Here is a 14007-nt window from a genome sequence, read left to right on the forward strand (position 1 = left end):
ACCGCAATTTTGTTCAATTATCGGTCAGTGATTTGTTATCTGACTTTGATATAACAAACTGTTAGACAGTGGCTTTTAGACCTTGGCTGTTAAACCTTAGCTTTTAGACATTGGCACGCAGCATCACACTGGTCGCCCACGCGCGATGCGTGGCTGGCTCAAGCATACTGTTGTCTTGCTTGAACACCGCCTTGGCATCGGCGGCAAGAATCGCGGTGGCTTGACTGCGCTCTATGTCATTGACATAAAAAGCATGTTTGACTGCGGCAATTTGCTCAGGGTGAATGATGGTTTTTCCCACCAGTCCTAATGCGACATCTTGCCGCAATTCTTCAGCAAACAAGGCAGGTTTATCCAAATACTCAAACACGGGCGCAGTCAAATAAAAACCCTGCGGCACGAAACACGCAATTAACTGATAGATAAGTATGCCGACTGGGGTTTGATAGATCGTCACATCGGACGGCCGACGCAAGCGCAGCGAGGCAAATAAATCATTGCCGCCAATACGCAGTGCCAAAATCGACTGGCTAAACCCTTCACTAAACGCTAGCGCCAGTTCTTGGTTGTGTATCGGGTTAAAGATAAGCCGAGTCTCAAGGGTCGGCATCAATAACTGTGTCGATGGCAATGCCTGACAAGCCAATCGCCAATCGGCAAGGCTTTGCATATCGATTTTTGGTAACACAAAGCCATCCACTAAGGCAATCGTCTGCCAACTGGCAAGCTCGCTGAGCATCAAGGCGTTGCGCGGTCGGATAAACACCATCGGGCGTGAGGCTCGCGGTGAAATTGGGCGCGATTCATCACCAAAACCATGCCTCTGGGCGTGCTGAGCCCATGTTGCAAGCAGCTGCTTTAAGTTTGCGAGCGCGGCAGGAATTTCACTTTCACTTACCGCATCTTCCAAACAAATCACGATACTGTCAATTTCAGCCAATTTTTGCTGGCTAATAATTTGCCAAATATCTTGGCGCGTGGCTGGCATATATAAGGTTGCGCCCAACTGGTAGGGATTGATAGTTGGGGGAACGGGTTCAGCCAAAAAATGATTTACAGGGTGTAATAGTGTCATAAAAAGTACAATGTGCGTAAAAGAGCGGTTAGGATAAATGGGCGGTTAACAAGGTCGATGAGCGCAAAGAAGCGGTTATCATTGGCTTCTGTCCTTAATTTTGGCTTCTGTTCTTAATAATGGTGACAGCTTGGTAAGGTGCAATACTGGCATCTTCAATTACTTGAATATTTTTTTCCTCACAAAGATGACGCAGTAATGCCGTCTCTTGTCCGTCTGCCATCTCATTGACCAATACACACTCAGGGTCGCGCCGTAATATCGCGCGGGTCGCCTCGGCAATGGTGGGTTTGATACGGTTGCGATTGCTGATGGCAAAGCGCGCGGCTAAATCATCTATCACAGACTGGGTGGTAAAAGTCGGCAATAACCTGCCCGTTAGCGGCGTTGGTAAGGGCGTTTGCTGACGCAGCGCATCAATGGTTTGGATAAACTCGCCACTGCGATTCCAGGGCTGTAATTGGTCATAATACACTGCTTGGTGCAGTCCATCACTGGGCTCACGATACAGGGTACGCGATATCAGCCCAGAGACAGTGCTATTGAGCAAACTTGCGGGCATCAGCCAATCATCCTCACTTGCCGATAGCCAAGCCACCCCGGCAGGATCTGCCAACGTCACCAGTGGAATTACCCCCTCACCTTGGTGAAACAGTTGCGCTTGTTGCCGCTTATCAGTGATTTGGGCTAAACTTCGTTGCAGTTCACCATAGATAGCCCCTTTACCCGTCCAACCATCAACAAACACAATCGGGCTATTGGGATGCTGCTGCAAAATATATTGCAAGGCAACAGGGTCAAGCCCGCGGTCACGGATGATACTCACCCCGTAATGCTGACTGGCTAACGCATAGCTGGCAGACGCATCACTAAGCGCTTTTTGTAGCAAGACCCCAATCGGCAATCCTGCCCGCACGAGACTGACCAATATCAGCGGCTGCGAAGCACTCACAAAAGCATGAAATAGCTGATATAAGCTAAAGGCAAGGCTTGTGACATCATTTGCCATGCGCTGTTTGCCTGCCGCCAATGCTTGATTGTACAGGGCTTCATGTGTGGCGCTGGGCGGTTTTTCGAGCGTCAGCATATCTGAATAATGGCGCCGACCTGATTGGATTAACGCTTCTTTTTGCGTTGGGCTGATATCATTGACGCTATCAGCACTGACGATATCGAGCAGCAAGGTAACCTCAGAAGGTAAATAACTACCCGAAAAATTAGCCTGAATTGTCATGATTATAAACACCCTTGACTGATAGCATCATGCAGTTGCCCTCGATTGGGCGTGCCATACCAGTCCAATAGTTGTAAAAACGGCAAATCCGCCAAGCTATCACCAAAACCAAAACAAGGACGGCTTTTATCCAAATGATAATCGAGCAAAAAACGCATCGCGTGATGCTTGTTGACGACGTGCGGCAGTAGTGCCAAGTTATTGGCATTGACATGGATATAAAACTCATCGCCCAAATCAGCCGCCTCATTTAGCAGGCTCGGCAGCTGTGCCGCAAACTGCAGCAAAGCATCGTGGTCTTTATGCCGATGTTTGATGGCGACATATACCATCAAATCCGTCGCGTTATTGTCTACTATAAAGTGTTCATAATGTGGGGTTATGCGCAGCGCTTCAAACCCTGCCAATCGCGCCATAAGCTGGGTCAGTTTAGGTTGTAGCGCTACCAATTGCCCTGCCATTAGCCGCTGCCAACGCGCACAAAGCTGCCCCGATGGCGCTACAATCACTGCACCATGGGTCAAAACTTGCCAACTATCAAACGGCAGTTTGACGCGCATAATCTCGGTGGTATCTCTTGCGGTGACGGGGATGAGCTCCGTTGATTGGGATAACCAATTAAAAAAATGGCGCTGCTTTGGGGTCAAAAAGCTCAATGGCGCATTCTGCTTATCGACGGTCGCCGCCACCAACCCATCCATTGGCAATTGCCAAGCTGCAATTTTTCGCTGGGTTTGAAACAAAGTATCATCCAAATCCATCAACGCATAAGGCTTGACTAGCGCGACTTTTGATTCAAAAAAACGGGCTTCGGGTTTAAAAAAATCGGTCATTCACACTCACTTTTATCAAACTTAACTTTTATCGATTTGGCGGCTGATTGGGTTTTGGTTGTCGGACTTCAGGTATCAGATTTTGGGCATCAGATTTCGGAGCTAGGTGAAATTACCATGACATTATCAAAGCGCTGCCAAATCTCATCCACGCTATCTTGGGGGGTTTCCACGCACAACAGCACCCAATCCCACGCTTCAGGCGTCACGTTGTAAACAAAATTGGTCATGCCCAAGCCATAATGATCAAAGAACTTGATGACGCTAGTCACGGCACTATCAGCATGGATGGCGATAGGTGACCGCGTCAAGGCAGAAAATTTGACATCCGCTTGATATTGCGCCAAGCGTTCGGCAAGCAACAACGGCAACCAAACAAACTCATTACTGCCCAGTACCAATATTTTTTGATGGGCGAATGACGCTAGGGTTAATTGTCTTTGGCGAAGCGTATGATGCAAACCTTGCAGCAAAAAATCCAATCCCGATGTACTATCGCGTGTCGGTTGTCTACCCCAATTGCCGGTAGGCAGCAGTGGCTGACTGCCTGCCTCTGTGGTTGACACATTTGGCATGGTAACCGCGGGCGCATTCACCCTATCTGTCCACGTCCAATCTCCTGCGAGCAAATGATGGCGAAAAAAGGCAATGTCATTAAAAATATTATTATCCGTTTTGCCCAGTTTCTTACTAAGTTTTTTGCCCAGTGACCAATCAACTAGCGTCGCCAAATGCACTTGCTCAAGCTTACTCATTCCTGCTTGACGCAGGGCGTTGACCACATTTTGGCAGGTATTACCTGTGGAGGCTTCGTCATCGACCATAATCAAGGTTTTGGCGTTTTCAACGTTCGCTTGTAGCGCGCTGTCATCACTTTGGTAAATCAAATGCACGCTGGCATGACTATGATCTTCGCTAAACGTGGTGAAAAGCTCTGCTGCCTGTGCATGCCGCGTCGAGTTGAGCAAAATAGCTTGCGGATAACGTGCCTGCAGCACTTGATGCACCCCTGCCGACAGTCCGACTGCGGTCTCCGCCATACCAATTACCACAATCGGCTCGGGCAAATCATCGGGTATGAGAGTCGCCAACTGGGTGAAGGCTTGTCGCATCTTATCGGGGGATACCGGAATATGTCGCCCCAATACTTTGGATACAAACAAAAACGCGCGCTTGGGATTGATACGCTCAGCAAACCCCAACAAATCATCAAGCTGATAATCAGCAGTGGTTTGATAACGTAAAGTAAGCTCGCCACGCGATAGCGAAATGGTTTTTTGCTCGGTCATGGCGTCTATTATCCTGTTATTTTTATCCGTTAGCCGATTTTGACACTGGTCATGAGCGGACGCACGATGCATGGGGTGATGGTATCATGTACCGCTGCCAACTGCGGTTTGGCAATACAGCCTGACCAATAGGCAAAAGCTAATTGGGTTAAATTCAGCGTGCCGTTGTCAAAGGCGTGATCGGTGTAACCAATCCCACCTGATGCGCGGCTATTGATTTCCAGTACCTTGTGCGTCCCATTTTCATCAGCCTTGGTTTGGATGCTCACAATACCATCGGCTTTTAGGGCTGCCACCAGACGCTTGACAAGTTCCATCACTGCCTCGTCATAGCCCACATGCTGCTCACTGCCTTCTTTATAGCGCGTCACTGCGGCTAACACTTCCCCCGTCTCACATACCACATCAATCGAATATTCTTTGCCTGCTAAATATGGCATCAGCAGCATGGCAATGGGTTTGTCAGTTACCATTTGGCTATTATTATAGGCGTGTAAAAATTGTGCAAGATGAATTTTTTTAGCATCGGTGAAGTATAAATGCTCAAAACTATCCCACGCATCGACCGCTCCCGTATCGAGTCGCCAAAATCCTTGCGCAAATATGCCTTTAACGGGTTTTACACATAACGGCTGCCCACCATGCAACGCTAGTAGTGCCATTAACTCATCTGTATTAGCAAACTGCCAGCCACTTGCCACAGGGATGTCATGTTGCTGGCAAAAAGCTGTAAAAGCGGCTTTATCATCCATTAATTCAAGCGTGGCTGTGTCAGTTGCGCCTGTCAACAACCGAATACCGGCTGCTTTGAAGTCTTGACGTCTGGCTTCGTAATCTTGGCTATTGCGCCCTGTCAATATCACTTTGCTATTGTGTTTTTTGGCCTGTGCAAGTACAAACTCAACCCGCTCACTTGGCTCGGATGGCTCTGGGTACGCTATATCGGCACAGTTTAAGATTTCTGGTCGTGGTTGTCGATGGGATGCCACGATGGTCATGGGTAAGTTATATTGGCATTTCATGGCTTGCATGGCAAGTAGCATCTCACGCTGGCTTGACTGCCCTTCTGCCAACCAAATTGAAAATGGGGTATTACTGGGGTTTAAAATCATTCAACTTCCATTAGCAAATCTTCATACAACTGTAATCGATTGTCATTGAGATATAACATGCTGAGTGTGTATCAAGAATTATATAGCAGGTGGTGCAAAATTTTAATCTATCTTGCTAAATAAATCGTGGCTGCCACTGCAGGATATACTTGACTACTTGTCTTTGCTTAACTTTTCTTTGCTTAGTAGGTAAGACTTATTATTTTACTAATCACATAAGTATCTTATATCTATATGCATGCAGCGCAACTATTATTGGCGTGCTTTGCCAAACAACGTTTGCTACACAATGATAGCCATATTCAGACCCGTAGTGTTTCAAGGGTAAGTGTTCTAGATAAAAGTTATTGTTTTAGCCATAAAACGCAGTATAATCCATAAGCTTTTTTTTACTCACCATCAACTTTTGCTTTTACATGGAGATTTGCCCATGCAAGTTCAGCCTATCGGTGATATGTATGCCAATCACAAAGAATTGACGCTAAGGGGCATTATTCTTGGGGCATTAATCACTGTCATCTTTACCGCGTCCAATGTATATCTTGGACTTAAGGTCGGTTTAACGTTTGCCTCGTCCATTCCAGCGGCGGTGATATCAATGGCAGTTTTAAAATTTGCCAAAGATAGCAATATTCTTGAAAATAATATTGTACAAACCCAAGCTTCTGCGGCAGGTACTTTATCGTCCATTATCTTTGTGTTGCCAGCGTTATTAATGCTCGGTTACTGGACAGGGTTTCCATTTTGGCAAACCACTATTTTATGTATCGCTGGCGGTATCTTGGGGGTGATTTTTACTATTCCGCTTCGCTATGCGATGGTGGTAAACAGTGATTTGCCCTACCCTGAAGGCGTTGCCGCTGCTGAAATTTTGCGGGCAGGCGAACAGGACACCGCAGATGATACCCCCGCTCAGTCAGATGCCTCAACAAGTGCCTCAACAGGTGCCAAGGATATTGTGATTGGTGGCGCGTTATCAGGCATTGTAGCGTTTTTGACGGGTGGACTTAGGGTGTTGGCAGATTCGGCAGGCTACTGGTTTAAAGCAGGGTCGGCGATTACCCAATTACCCATGGGGTTTTCCTTGGCGCTACTTGGCGCAGGTTACCTAGTTGGCGTAGCGGGCGGTATTGCTATTTTGCTGGGTATCTTTATTGCTTGGGGTGCAGCGGTGCCGATATTGACGAGCATGACGCCTCAGCCCAGTGACATGGAAATGTCGGCATTTGCCATGAAAATCTGGAAGGAAAATGTCCGTTTTATCGGTGCAGGTACCATTGGTGTTGCCGCGATTTGGACGCTACTCACGCTTATGAAGCCAATGATTGAGGGATTAAAAATTTCCATGCAGGCGCTCAAAGGTGGCAATTCATCAAACCTCAGTCGTATGGAGCAGGATTTATCGCCCAAAGTCATGATCGGTTGGACGGTGGTAATGACGTTGTTATTGGCGGTTAGTTTCTATCAGTTTGTGGCGGATGCAAGCTTGCCAGCGGGTTTGGCATGGTTGCTAGTATTGGTTTGTACCGCAGTCACCTTTATCATTGGTTTCTTGGTAGCGGCAGCGTGTGGATATATGGCGGGCTTGGTTGGATCGTCGTCTAGCCCAATTTCAGGTATTGGTATTATCTCGATTGTGGTGATTTCGCTCATTTTATTGCTCGTTGGCAATGCCTATCCGCAATTGTTAACCACGGGCGATGGCAAATTTGTCACCGCGTTGGCGCTATTCTGTGGTTCGGCGGTATTATGTGTGGCGACGATTTCAAATGACAATTTGCAAGACTTAAAAACGGGTTACTTGGTAAAAGCCACACCTTGGCGTCAGCAAATTGCGTTAATGATTGGTGTCGTGGTAGGTGCATTGGTAATCTCCCCTATCTTAGAACTACTGTACAAAGCTTATGGCTTTACTGGGGCATTACCTCGCCCTGATATGGATGCCTCGCAAGCCTTAGGCGCACCGCAAGCAACCTTGATGACCACAATTGCCAAGGGGATTTTTGCGCATAATTTGAACTGGGACTTTATCCTTATCGGTGTGCTGATTGGTGCGGTACTGATTGTCGCTGATACCTTATTACGCAAAACTTCAGCGGGTAAATACAGCTTGCCAGTTTTGGCAGTGGGTATGGGCATTTATTTGCCACCTACCATTAATATGCCGATTTTTATAGGCTCGGTGTTGGCATGGTGGATTAAAAACCGTATCACTAAAAACAGTGCGGCGGCGCAACTTGAGCGCAACTTAAAGCTTGCAGAGCGCAAAGGCACGTTATTTGCTGCAGGGTTAATTGTGGGCGAAAGCTTGATTGGTGTTATTATGGCGTTTATTATTGCCGCATCAGTCACGACAGGCGGCTCAGATGCACCGCTGGCGCTTAAACTTGCTAATTGGGACAATATTGCCCAATGGCTAGGGTTATTGGCATTTGTATTGGCTATCGTGATACTAGCAAGACGCGTGTTGAGCAGTGCCAAAACATCGGCATAACAAGCATTAAAATCTAATATCTCTACACATCCTTGAAAATCAGTAAACCCTTGAAAATCAGTGTTTTCAAGGGTTTTTTATGTATCGCGGTGTAAGAAAATAGGCTCAACACCATAGGTTTAAAACCTTAAATTCAAAACCTTAGCCACGACATTTTTTCACAACTGCGATAGCAGCATGAGTAGTCCTAAGCCACAACGACAAGGCGATGAAACAATCAGCGCCTAATCTTGCCGTCAAGCTAAGGGGTCGCTTATAGAGATTATTTTAGCAATTATAAAACTTTTAATAAGTCTAATAACACCTGCCAAGTTTTTGCCACGCTGGCGATTTCTACGCGCTCTTTGGGTGAGTGTGCCGCACGGATATTTGGACCAAAAGAAATCATGTCCATGTTTGGCGATTTACCTTTAAATATGCCGCATTCAAGACCGGCATGAATCACCTGCAGCTTTGGCTCGCCTGCAAAATGACTCGCCATCACAGATTTTGCCACTGCCAATAGCTTAGAATCTGGGTCAGGTTGCCAGCCTGGATAATCATCGCTTAACTCTAGCGCTGCCCCTGCCAAATCTGCTAAAGCTTGTAGCCGCTGGGCGATGTCATCTTTTGGGGTTTCACCCAAAGATCGCATCAGACAACATATCTCAAGGGTGGCGATTTGATTATTGTCGTGAGTTTGGCCAAGCTTAACCACACCCGTGCTAATTGATGTATCTACCACGCCGGCAAAACTATCGCTCATGCGTATCACGCCATTGGGTAGGCTACGCAGCAAGTTAAGCATACGCTGACTGTCGGCTATACTAAGGGCGGACAGGTTGGTAGATGCCGGTGACGGCGCGTCGGTGTCTACTAGTTTTTCAACAGTGACGGTCAGGTTGGGTTCCGTGATTTTATATTCAGCTTGTAGCGTTTGCAAGATAGTAGGAAGCAACTGGCTGATACGCTCAAAATCACCCAACACCGCCGCAGAGGCTTCACGCGTAATCACATTTCGCAGTACCCCACCTGTCCAGTGTTGTAGATAAAAAGGCGATGAGCCAAACAGGCTTGCCAGCACGCGCGCCAGTAATAAGTTAGCATTGGCTAAGCCCTTATGAATATCAATACCAGAGTGCCCACCTTGTAAACCGCTCACCTTAATCACCATCGGCGTGACATCCTCGGTTACGGTAATAAGCGGACAAGTTAACTGAAATGTGGCATCACGCCCGCCAGCACAGCCGATAAACAGTTCACCTTCATCTTCCGAGTCAAGGTTAATCATCGCAGGTGCGGTCAGCCACTCTGGGTGAATGGCTTGGACGCCGCCCATGCCGATTTCTTCTTCACAAGTCAAAATCAACTCAAGCGGTGGATGGACAATATCATCACTAAACGCCACCGCCAATGCCATAGCAAGCCCAATACCATTATCTGCCCCAAGCGTCGTATCGCTTGCCCAAACCCAATCGTCTTTAATGACAGGTTTGATAGGGTCAGTGATGAAATCATGGTTGGTGGTTTCCCCTTTTTGTGCCACCATGTCAAAATGCGCTTGGATAGCCACCGCAGGATGGTTTGCCATATTGCTATCAAGCTGTACGCTTGCTGGCTTATAGATAAAAATATTGCCTTTTTCATCTTTTTTGACCGTTAACCCGTATTGCTGTCCGCGGGTTTGGACTGCTTGAACAATAAAGTCACCCAATGCGTGTTCATGAAAAGTAGGATGTGGAATAGCACAAATTTGATCAAACCATTGCCAAACAGCAGTGGGTGACAGTTGAGAGAGATTGGTTGTCATGGTATTGCCCAATTTTTAGTGTATTAACTATCAAAGGCAATATTGTAGCGAATTTTACATAAGAATGGTCAGCTTATTTCTGGTTAGCTTAGTTATAGGGCCATTGGCAAACGCACAGTATTATTCCATTTTAGAAAATATAATATTATTAATATTATTTTACAGAATATACAGGTTTTTACATAATAATTCACATACAGAATATCTATGATGAATTAAGGGGTAAAAATGACTAAGCAAAATAAATTATTCGCGGCAGGGTTGACCGCAGGAATTGTGGCGATTGGCGCGGGCTATGTTTATTCCCAATCAAATTCGCAGTCACCAACACAGTCGCAAAATCAAGCAACGCCCAACAGCGCGTCTGCAACGGGCAATACCTCGACCGCGGATAGCAAGCAAGCCGTTACCATTGCTTATCAAACCGGGGTTGACCCAGCCAAACTTGCTCAAGCCGACAAAACCTATGAACTAACCACGCAGCGTGATATCAATTGGCGAAAGTTTGATACAGGTGCAGACGTCGTTGCTGCCATTAGTGCCGGCAGCATTGATATTGGCAATATCGGCTCAAGTCCATTGGCAGCCGCTGCCACCAAAGGCGTACCGCTTCAAGTTTTTTTGGTGACCAGTGAAATCGGTGAAGCGGAAAGCTTGGTCGTCAGAAATGCTAGTAATATCAAAACACCGCAAGATTTAATCGGTAAAAAAATTGCCGTGCCCTATGTTTCTACCACCCATTACAGCTTACTTGCCGCGCTAAAGCATTGGAACATTGACCCAAACAAAGTCACCATTATTAACCTTCGTCCACCCGAAATCAATGCGGCTTGGGAGCGAGGAGATATTGATGCCACGTATGTTTGGGAGCCTGTTTTAAGTAAAGTCAAAGCGACTGGGCATGTATTGACGACTTCAAAAGAAGTGGCTAGCTGGGGTAGTCCAACCTATGACTTATGGGTGGCGCGTAAAGATTTTGCCCAAAAAAATCCTGACTTCTTAAAACAGTTCGTCAAAATCAGCACCGATGCCACCGGTAAATATAGCCAAGACCCTAAAGCCTTTATTGGTAATGCTAGTAACGTGCAAAAAATTGCGCAAATTACCGGTTCAACACCGAGCGATATCAGCACCCTCCTGGCAGGTAATCGTTATCTACCCGTCAGTGAACAGCAGACTTTGCTACAAAAACCATTTGCCGACAACATCCGCAAAACGGCTGAATTTCTTAAATCACAAGGCAAGGTAGATACTGTATTAGCCGATTATTCAGATTTTGTCACCAATCAATATTTGGATAGCAAGTAGTAGCAAGGCTTAACAAGGAATGAGATAGCATGAGCGGATTAGTGATTGAAAATTTAAGCGTACAGTATCCAACTACCCAGTCCAATAGCCACCCCACGTTGGCACTTGATAAGGTGAATTTATCATTGGCAGCGCAAAGTTTTTGTGTGGTGCTTGGGGCATCAGGCTGCGGTAAAAGCACTTTGCTCAACACCATTGCAGGCTTTATTCCTGTGACCCAAGGCGCGTTAAGCCTAGACGGTCAAGCCATTACCAAGCCCAGTGTAGATAGAGCGGTGGTATTTCAAAACCATGCGTTATTCCCTTGGCTCAATGTCGCTGACAACGTCAGTTTTGCCGGCAAATTAGCAGGGGTCGATGCCAAAACGCAAGCCAAACAAACAGAGCAAATTTTGCAGTGGGTAGGACTAGAACATGCTGCGGAAAAATCGATTTGGGAATTATCAGGCGGGATGCAACAACGTGTGGGCATCGCCCGCGTACTAGCATCAAAAGCCAAAATGTTGTTACTAGATGAGCCGTTTGCTGCCCTCGATGCTTTTATGCGCGAATCCATGCAAGAACTACTACTCAATATTTGGCAACAAAGCCAACGACAAATATTGTTGATTTCGCATGATATTGAAGAAGCGTTATTTTTGGCAACCGACTTGGTGGTGATGGGTCAAGGAAAAATTCTGCACCATTACCAGCCGACTTTTAGCCAACGCTTTGCCCAAGGACAAAGCACCCGAGCCATAAAATCAGACCGTGAGTTTATTGAATGGCGAGAACAGTTATTTCAGCAAATTGTGGCAGGTCGTATTTGACAGCTAGCTAAAACTGCGCCAATTCATCATAATAATTTAACAGGGATTATGCCATGACGAGCCAAACAATTTCTAAGATTAATACCACAACTCACCCCGCTGATGAACCAATCGACCATCAGTCAGCACCAACTGCAGCCGTTATTGAGACTACCGTGACAACACCCCCTACCCCTGCCTCATCTTTTGTGTCCCAACATCATGGGGTGGTATGGGGTTTTATCAGTGTGGTTACTGCGTTAGCAATTTGGTGGGCGGTGACTGCGACAGGGCTGGTGCCAAGTTTATTTTTGCCAAAACCTACCAGTGTGTGGCAACAGTTTGTCAAAATCTCCACGGAAGGCTATATGTCGGCAACCTTGATACAGCATACATTTGCTAGCCTAGGACGGGTATTTATTGCCTTGGTTTTGGCAGTGGTTGTGGGTGTGCCTATAGCAATTTGGATGGGAACCAATCGCACAGTTCAGGCTATTTTTGACCCGTTACTCGAGTTTTATCGCCCGATTCCCCCGCTCGCCTATTTGCCATTATTGGTGATTTGGTTAGGGATTGGTGAGCTGACCAAAATCACGCTTATCTTTTTATCGATTTTAGCGCCGATTATTATCTCAACATTGCAGGGTATTTTAACGGTTAATAAAAGCCGCCAATTTGCCGCGCTATCGCTCGGTGCGACCCCATCGCAATTACTTTGGCATGTGACATTACCATCGGCTTTACCGCATACCCTAACAGGGATTCGTATTGGGCTGGGTGTGGGTTGGTCCACTTTGGTGGCAGCTGAATTGGTAGCCGCAACTAAAGGGTTGGGCTTTATGATTCAGTCAGCCGCGCAGTTTCTATCGACGGATATTGTCATTCTAGGGATTATAATTATTGCGGTGATTGCGTTTATTTTAGAAATTTTATTAAGAAAATTACAAGCCAACCTTGCCCCTTGGTACGGCAAATATTAAAACAGCTGTAACAACTGATAACTGAACAATTTGGAGATCATCATGACCACGTTAACAATCGAAAAAATCACCCCAAATATTGGCGCGGTGGTGACAGGTGTCGACTTTAGCCAACCTTTGGTAGACGCTCAACAACACGAAATTGAGCAAGCATTATTGACGCATCAAGTCTTATTCTTTCGTAAACAGGCAATTACCCCAAAACAACAAGCGGATTTTGCGCGTCAATTTGGCTCACTGCATATTCACCCGATTTTTCCTCAAGCCGATAATCAGCCAGAGATTGTACTGCTTGATAACCATAAAACCGATTTGCGAGACAATGCCATTTGGCATACCGATGTGACTTTTAGCGAAACGCCACCGCTTGGCAGTATTTTGGCAGCCAAACAAGTCCCAAGCTTTGGCGGTGATACGCTGTGGTCAAGCAGCTATGCGGCGTATGATAATTTATCGCCTGAGTTTCGCGCTTTTTTGGGAGGGTTGACGGCAACGCACAATATTATTCAATCCTTCCCGCAAGAGCGATTTGGCAATACCCCCGAGGGATTTGCCCAGTGGCAACAAGCGCAAATTGACAATCCGCCTGTGGTGCATCCCGTCATTCGCACCCACCCTGTCACCGGTAAAAAATTAATTTTTGTCAATGAAGGCTTTACCACAAAGATAAATGAATTATCCGACTCAGAAAGTAAAGCGGTACTCAACTTTTTATTCCAACATATTAGCAAACCTGAGTTTACGGTAAGATGGCATTGGCAAAATGATGACATTGCGTTTTGGGATAATCGAGCTACTCAGCACTATGCGACCCATGATTATGGCGATACCGTACATCGTATCATGCACCGTGCGACTATCAATGGGGATAAACCGTTTTATCATTAAATCTAATGGTTGCTTAATATTAGACCGATAATGACGTAGTCTCTACCAGCACCTACCTTCAAATAAACGATAAAATAGGTGATTACAATCAGGTAAACTAAAGGCAGATGATACTGATTTCATCAATAAAATTAATGTTTTAGATTAAGGATAAAATCAAAAAAATGGTGCGCTCGGCGGGACTCGAACCCACGCCACAGGCTTCGGAGACCTGTAC

At 46.2% G+C, this 14007-nt stretch carries 11 protein-coding genes; 5 read left to right on the forward strand and 6 right to left on the reverse strand.

Going from position 1 to position 14007, the window contains the following annotated elements; translation table 11 throughout:
* Positions 1 to 103: 103 nt before the first annotated feature.
* The 5 genes from RT143_RS09630 to RT143_RS09650 form a co-directional block, all read right to left on the reverse strand.
* Entirely contained in the window at positions 104 to 1075 is a 972-nt protein-coding gene (locus RT143_RS09630) for an HpcH/HpaI aldolase/citrate lyase family protein (RefSeq protein WP_313092738.1), read from the reverse strand.
* 94 nt (positions 1076 to 1169) lie between these two features.
* Positions 1170 to 2309, reverse strand: coding sequence for a cysteine protease StiP domain-containing protein (locus tag RT143_RS09635; RefSeq protein ID WP_313092740.1), 1140 nt, complete (start codon positions 2307 to 2309; stop codon positions 1170 to 1172).
* A gap of 2 nt (positions 2310 to 2311) precedes the next feature.
* Positions 2312 to 3142, reverse strand: a complete 831-nt coding sequence (locus tag RT143_RS09640) for a hypothetical protein (protein WP_313092741.1) — start codon at positions 3140 to 3142, stop codon at positions 2312 to 2314.
* A gap of 89 nt (positions 3143 to 3231) precedes the next feature.
* Positions 3232 to 4431, reverse strand: coding sequence for a phosphoribosyltransferase domain-containing protein (locus RT143_RS09645; protein WP_313092742.1), 1200 nt, complete (start codon positions 4429 to 4431; stop codon positions 3232 to 3234).
* Positions 4432 to 4460: 29 nt separating this feature from the next.
* Positions 4461 to 5543: an ATP-grasp domain-containing protein gene (locus tag RT143_RS09650; RefSeq protein ID WP_313092744.1), complete on the reverse strand. Its 1083-nt coding sequence runs from the start codon at positions 5541 to 5543 to the stop codon at positions 4461 to 4463.
* A gap of 430 nt (positions 5544 to 5973) precedes the next feature.
* Between RT143_RS09650 and RT143_RS09655 the strand changes: the two genes are divergently transcribed.
* Positions 5974 to 8037 (forward strand): OPT family oligopeptide transporter, encoded by a 2064-nt coding sequence (locus RT143_RS09655; protein ID WP_313092746.1) that lies wholly within the window; start codon positions 5974 to 5976, stop codon positions 8035 to 8037.
* Between the two features lie 274 nt (positions 8038 to 8311).
* Here the strand turns inward: RT143_RS09655 and RT143_RS09660 are convergent, their stop codons facing one another.
* Positions 8312 to 9826, reverse strand: a complete 1515-nt coding sequence (locus RT143_RS09660) for an aminoacyl-histidine dipeptidase (RefSeq protein WP_313092748.1) — start codon at positions 9824 to 9826, stop codon at positions 8312 to 8314.
* Positions 9827 to 10054: 228 nt separating this feature from the next.
* Between RT143_RS09660 and tauA the strand changes: the two genes are divergently transcribed.
* From tauA to tauD, 4 genes are read left to right on the forward strand one after another with little or no spacing between them, the layout of a single operon-like run.
* Entirely contained in the window at positions 10055 to 11134 is a 1080-nt protein-coding gene (tauA, locus tag RT143_RS09665) for a taurine ABC transporter substrate-binding protein (protein WP_409519711.1), read from the forward strand.
* A 29-nt stretch (positions 11135 to 11163) separates the two neighbouring features.
* On the forward strand, positions 11164 to 11943 hold the full coding sequence (locus RT143_RS09670) for a taurine ABC transporter ATP-binding protein (protein ID WP_313092749.1): 780 nt from the start codon (positions 11164 to 11166) through the stop codon (positions 11941 to 11943).
* Between the two features lie 53 nt (positions 11944 to 11996).
* On the forward strand, positions 11997 to 12902 hold the full coding sequence (locus tag RT143_RS09675; protein WP_409519712.1) for an ABC transporter permease subunit: 906 nt from the start codon (positions 11997 to 11999) through the stop codon (positions 12900 to 12902).
* 30 nt (positions 12903 to 12932) lie between these two features.
* Positions 12933 to 13790 (forward strand): taurine dioxygenase, encoded by an 858-nt coding sequence (tauD, locus tag RT143_RS09680; RefSeq protein WP_313092750.1) that lies wholly within the window; start codon positions 12933 to 12935, stop codon positions 13788 to 13790.
* Positions 13791 to 14007: the final 217 nt, after the last annotated feature.

Source organism: Moraxella sp. CTOTU48268 (assembly GCF_032069585.1).
GTDB classification, from domain to species: Bacteria; Pseudomonadota; Gammaproteobacteria; order Pseudomonadales; family Moraxellaceae; genus Faucicola; species Faucicola cinerea.

What these genes read in the sequence shown, in the direction of transcription:
- RT143_RS09630 (WP_313092738.1), bottom strand. Translation starts at nt 1,075, where the DNA reads ATGACACTATTACACCCTGTAAATCATTTTTTGGCTGAACCCGTTCCC.
- RT143_RS09635 (WP_313092740.1), bottom strand. Translation starts at nt 2,309, where the DNA reads ATGACAATTCAGGCTAATTTTTCGGGTAGTTATTTACCTTCTGAGGTT.
- RT143_RS09640 (WP_313092741.1), bottom strand. Translation starts at nt 3,142, where the DNA reads ATGACCGATTTTTTTAAACCCGAAGCCCGTTTTTTTGAATCAAAAGTC.
- RT143_RS09645 (WP_313092742.1), bottom strand. Translation starts at nt 4,431, where the DNA reads ATGACCGAGCAAAAAACCATTTCGCTATCGCGTGGCGAGCTTACTTTA.
- RT143_RS09650 (WP_313092744.1), bottom strand. Translation starts at nt 5,543, where the DNA reads ATGATTTTAAACCCCAGTAATACCCCATTTTCAATTTGGTTGGCAGAA.
- RT143_RS09655 (WP_313092746.1), top strand. Translation starts at nt 5,974, where the DNA reads ATGCAAGTTCAGCCTATCGGTGATATGTATGCCAATCACAAAGAATTG.
- RT143_RS09660 (WP_313092748.1), bottom strand. Translation starts at nt 9,826, where the DNA reads ATGACAACCAATCTCTCTCAACTGTCACCCACTGCTGTTTGGCAATGG.
- tauA (WP_409519711.1), top strand. Translation starts at nt 10,055, where the DNA reads ATGACTAAGCAAAATAAATTATTCGCGGCAGGGTTGACCGCAGGAATT.
- RT143_RS09670 (WP_313092749.1), top strand. Translation starts at nt 11,164, where the DNA reads ATGAGCGGATTAGTGATTGAAAATTTAAGCGTACAGTATCCAACTACC.
- RT143_RS09675 (WP_409519712.1), top strand. Translation starts at nt 11,997, where the DNA reads ATGACGAGCCAAACAATTTCTAAGATTAATACCACAACTCACCCCGCT.